Here is a 4,729-nt window from a genome sequence, read left to right on the forward strand (position 1 = left end):
GCCACGGACAAAAGACCCGCCGCCCGGAGGGTTTTCGCGCCAAAGGCCGCCTGGCTTCGTTGCTCCTCAGTCGAAGATCCAGGGAGGATATTCTCCTTCGTCGCGCCTCGCCATCCGGCCTTTGGCGTGAAAACAAGACCCCGCGGAATTTTCGGACACGCTCTCAGACGGCGACAAAGATCAGCAGACTGGCATGTCTGCCCTACCTTTCTTGTCGGCGGCAGTGTCAGGCTCTCAGCAAAAGCCTGGCATTGCCGAACCGAATCGCATCAAGCTGGGCCTGGCTTAACGGGGACTCTCTCAATTTGAGCAGAGCCGACTCAAAATAGAAAAGCGGCGCGTGGGATCCAAAGAGCACCCGTTCAAGCGGCACCTGTTGCAGAAGTTTCTCGATTCCCGCGACGCCTTCGAGCATCGAAATCTCGACGCAGATGTTCCCGGCCGCGAGCAACTCCGCCAGCGCCGGACCGCGAACCACGCCGAGCGCGTTCAGCAAGACGAGGCGAAGGGAAGGGATCTCTTTGACCAGGCGCGTCAGCGGTCGAACGTCCACCGGAGGCACGCGCAACAACGGATGCATCATCCGCTCGTCCTCCATGATCACCGCGATTTGCAGGATCATCCGGCGCTCCGACGCCCGCGTCAGCAATCGCGCGAATGCCGGGTCGTCCAATTTGTAGCCGTGGTAATTCGGATGAAGCCGTATGCCGGGCATGCGATGCACCTCGGCGCAGCGGCGCAATTCCTCCTCCCAGTCAGGCAGTGTTGGATTAACAGACCCGAACGCCTTCAGCAACCCGCGTCCTTGCCGGCGGCATCCCTCGGCAAGCCGTGCATTCACGCCGGCAAGATCCTTGTGCACCAGACCATCGAAGCTGCCGGCCCAGGCTTCAGTCACGCCCTGACGTCTTAGTTTCGCAACCAGTTCGGGCGTGACATCGCAAGGCACGCGGCGCATCGGCCAACGGCTGAGAGAAACATTGACATCAATCGCCCCGGCCTTTCCTTGCCTGGAGAAGCCCACGGCGTGTGCCATGGGATCGAGCATTCCCAATGCGGTCCCGGCCACGGCACTGGCCAGAAAGGTGCGCCGGCTGAGCGCCGCACCGGAGCGCGAACAGCCTTGTTCGCACGTCATCGTGTCTCGCTTTCCAAAAGTCGGTTGCGCGGACACGGCTGTCCGCGCTCCTATTCGCGCCGCTTGGCGTCGGCGTGGCGATTGGTAATTCACACCCGGATTCCTTTTTGTCGCAAGATGGGTTGCAACAGGCGCTTCAGATTCTGGCCGAAGATAAGCCGCCTGGCGGAGTCCGCAATGTTCGCGCCGTACACTTTGGCCAGTTGCGACGCGAAGCTCCGCCCGGCCACATCCGAGCCGTAGATCACCCGGTCCGCGCCGAGTTCTCGCACGGCCATTTCCGTGACGCCGGCGGTCGGATCGCCTCCGGCAAGATCGGCAAAGAGATTCTTGTGTGGGCGAATGACACGCAAGCCCCGTTCCCAATCGCCGCCGGAATGACCGCAAATGAGGGTGGCGTTTGGGTGGCGTTTCGCCAGTTCCACCAGATCGAAGGGCGTGGATTCACCCGGAAGATTCCCCGTGATCTTGAGCCAGGTGTGTTGGAAAATTACCGCCTTCAATTCGGCCGCGCGTGCGATGAGCGGATCGAGTTCCGGAGCGTTGCATCGCATCGCGACCCAGAGCTTCACTCCGACCATTGGCCCGTCGCGCACGCAACGGTTGAGTTCATCGAGGCTGGCCTGGGTGTGTTTTGGATTGAGATAGACGAAGCCGAACGCTCGATCCGGATATCGGTTGATCGCCCGGAGCACGGCGTCGTTGTCCTGGCGAAGTTTCTCCGGCGAGGGATCGTAAGCCCATTCCATGCCCATGTACACGCACAGGCGGGCAATGCCCATGCGGTCGGCGTATTCCAGGAGTTTGGCCAACCGCTCTTCCGGCGTGCGACCCGGAAGACCGGAGAGGTGGCAATGCAAGTCCCAGATTTCCATTGGAGGGCGCCTGTTTCAAGCAAGTGGCCAGCGAAAACAGAATCGGAGCTTCCGTAGCAGTTCAATCTGTCGCACGTCGCTCACTCGCCCGCGCTGCTCGCCGAATAGCGGCTTGTGTAACGTGTAGATAAAATCGCATCTCACTGCGGTTCTCCAATCCAATCCGTCCCCCTGATCGAGAAATGCTTCGCGACGCTTGAGGACTCGATCTTGACGCAGTGATGAGCACAGGAGGCCGTTCACAAACTGGATGTCCGGATTTGCGCAGATCTCGTCGTTCGATAGCACGACGACAGGATGCGGTTGTTCCTGCTGGAATGCGTAGAGATAGACATCCCATTGCCGCATGGGGAATTGGTTTAGGGTAGCCGGAAGTGGAGGGACTGAGAGGCCAGCAAGTTCAGTTCAGCGGCTTCTTCGGGTGTATAATCTTTCGCAAAGTATCCAGCCGGCGCGGTTTCCGGATCGCTGGCGGTTCGGAAAGCCTGGAGGGCCACGCTCTGGTCTTGTCGCTGGATGACCACGGTTTCGCCACCCGCGGCCCACTTAAATACTCTTTCGAAATCATTGCGAGCCTCATCGAACGTGACCGTTTTCATACCGCAAGTATCGCGAGAAGGCCGGGGCTTGGCAAGCTTGCCGCACGTGGCTCACGTAGCACACGAAGATTTTTGACTACGGACGCGCACGGGTGGAAAGGATTGTTCACAGAGGCTTCGTTGGCGTCAGCAGCCCGATTGAGCGGTGATCGCCGCGCTCCAAATCTGGCTGCCGATCAGTCCTTCTCCCCTGGCCACGCTGGCCGATGCCGCGGGATCTCCGCGCGGAAGTCCCCCAGACTCGACCACCGCAAGCGCTTGTTCAAATCGACTTCCGTGACGGCGACCGTGCCCCACTCCTTCGCCTGCGCGAGCACCTTGCCTTCGCGATCGTAAACGGCGGAAATCATCCAGTTGCTCGACGCGTCCGTGTAGGTGCTGCTGATGAGAAAGACGTGATTCTCACACGCGCGAGCCGCAGCCAGGAGCGGATTGCAACCCCACACGGGGAACGCGATGATCTCCGCGCCGCGCAGGCTCAACTGCCGCGCAGGCTCCGGGAAGAAACCGTCGTAGCACACCATCATGCCGACCTTGCCAAAGCGCGTTTCGAAGACTGGATATTCATGCCCCGGGGTAATGCCGCCTTCGATCTCCGTTCTCGGCAAGGCGACCTTGCGGTATTTGCCCGCGACCTTGCCGTCAGGACCGATCAATACGGCGACGTTGTAAATCAAGTGTCGATCCCGCTCCACCAGTCCGACGACGAGATAAAGGCCATGCTGCCGGGCAAGCTGAGCGAAGTAATCCGTGGATGGACCCGGGATCGGTTCGGCGGCATCGGCGTAAGAAAGGCCGGAACCGCAAACGGTCAACGTCTCCGGCAACACCACAAGGTCGGCCTTTTGGCGCGCGGCCTCTTCGATCAGCGGCGCGAACAACCGGCAGTTTTCTTGCGCTGTCTTTTTGCCAGAGGGACGGAAATGCACGGTGGCCAGCCGGACTTTGCGTTCGGGAGGCGGACTGGTCTTGGTCAAACTGACGTCGCTCCATTCTACCTGCGCTCTTGAAGCCCAGCGCAGGTGCAGTTCCACAATCGCGCGCGTCGCTTTCGATGGGGCGCGGTACGTATCGGCAACCTCCGTCCAGCCGTTGGCGTCCGTGGCGTGGTCTGACGGATACTCCGGTTCGGCCACAGGGCGTTCGCCTCGGGCATAGCTGTTCGCGCCGGTTTCATCGTGGCGGACGGGCTGGCCTTTGCCATCGCGCCACAGAATGCGCGCCAGCACGCAGCGTTGTGTCGGCGCCGGCACATTCTCGACGCGTCGCAGCGCCTGGAAATGGTAATGCTCGCCGCCTTGAACCGGAAACGTCCTTACCCAATGGCCATCCAGGCCTTCCCGACCGTCGGTGCGAAGGATTAGGCTCCCGCGACGGGAAGGTCCGCCAGTTGGATTGATCATGAACTCCGGCCGGATTTCCTCGCGGCTCGACACGCCTTGCCACTGCGCTGCGAATTGATTTGTGTCCGCACGGCCCGCCACCGGGCAAAGCGCAAGGCTCGACCACACCACGAAGGAAAAAAACAGGATCGCCTGAGTTTTCATTTTCATACGGTTCTTTGGCTTTGTGTGGGAACGATGGCCGGACATGTCTGATGTGTCAACCGAGTGCAACCGGGAAAGCTGCCATCCGTTTCCGCACGCATTCGGAGTGGTAAGGACGGATTCCACTCCGTCCCAAATCAAGCCTTAGTGGTCCATTTCATAAATACGCTCACGTTCGTTGCGCCCAATTTGGCCTGGGGCAAGGCGCGACGAGCGAGCATCCCCCGCCAGTGGGGCTGTGACCGAGGAGCAACGCAGCCCCAGGCAAAATTCGGCGCAACCCGAAGGGCGGCAGTTCTTTTTCGCCAGACTTCGTTGCTTGCTCCTTACAGATCCACTTCGGGATATGCTCGTCGCTCGCGCCTCGTCTGGCCGAAAAATCCCTTGCCGCGAACGTGAGCGTATTTATGAAACGGACCACTTAGGGTCTGTGCAAAAATAACTTCCGGTTTTGCTGGAGGCGATTTCGCTTTCTGGCGAGGCACGACGAAGGAGCATAGCCAGGGCTCTGCGACTGAGGAGAAACGAAGCCAGAAAGCGAAATCGCCCCAGCCCTCCGGGGCGGGGCGG

5 protein-coding genes are annotated in these 4,729 nt (G+C 60.4%); all 5 read right to left on the reverse strand.

Annotated features, from left to right (window positions below; all coding sequences use genetic code 11):
• Positions 1–226: 226 nt before the first annotated feature.
• Positions 227–1,036: a metal-dependent hydrolase gene (locus FJ398_26155; protein MBM3841371.1), complete on the reverse strand. Its 810-nt coding sequence runs from the start codon at positions 1,034–1,036 to the stop codon at positions 227–229.
• Between the two features lie 191 nt (positions 1,037–1,227).
• Entirely contained in the window at positions 1,228–2,013 is a 786-nt protein-coding gene (locus FJ398_26160; protein ID MBM3841372.1) for an amidohydrolase, read from the reverse strand.
• Between the two features lie 15 nt (positions 2,014–2,028).
• Entirely contained in the window at positions 2,029–2,361 is a 333-nt protein-coding gene (locus FJ398_26165) for a type II toxin-antitoxin system PemK/MazF family toxin (GenBank protein ID MBM3841373.1), read from the reverse strand.
• A gap of 11 nt (positions 2,362–2,372) precedes the next feature.
• Complete coding sequence (locus FJ398_26170) at positions 2,373–2,612, reverse strand: type II toxin-antitoxin system Phd/YefM family antitoxin (GenBank protein MBM3841374.1); 240 nt, start codon at positions 2,610–2,612, stop codon at positions 2,373–2,375.
• Between the two features lie 176 nt (positions 2,613–2,788).
• Complete coding sequence (locus tag FJ398_26175) at positions 2,789–4,165, reverse strand: carbon-nitrogen hydrolase family protein (protein ID MBM3841375.1); 1,377 nt, start codon at positions 4,163–4,165, stop codon at positions 2,789–2,791.
• Positions 4,166–4,729 lie beyond the last annotated feature (564 nt).

Source organism: Verrucomicrobiota bacterium (assembly GCA_016871535.1).
In the GTDB taxonomy this organism is placed as follows: Bacteria; Verrucomicrobiota; Verrucomicrobiia; order Limisphaerales; family SIBE01; genus VHCZ01.

Coding starts and splice junctions, on each gene's coding strand:
- FJ398_26155 (MBM3841371.1), bottom strand. CDS start 1,036: ATGGCACACGCCGTGGGCTTCTCCAGGCAAGGAAAGGCCGGGGCGATT.
- FJ398_26160 (MBM3841372.1), bottom strand. CDS start 2,013: ATGGAAATCTGGGACTTGCATTGCCACCTCTCCGGTCTTCCGGGTCGC.
- FJ398_26165 (MBM3841373.1), bottom strand. CDS start 2,361: ATGCGGCAATGGGATGTCTATCTCTACGCATTCCAGCAGGAACAACCG.
- FJ398_26170 (MBM3841374.1), bottom strand. CDS start 2,612: ATGAAAACGGTCACGTTCGATGAGGCTCGCAATGATTTCGAAAGAGTA.
- FJ398_26175 (MBM3841375.1), bottom strand. CDS start 4,165: ATGAAAATGAAAACTCAGGCGATCCTGTTTTTTTCCTTCGTGGTGTGG.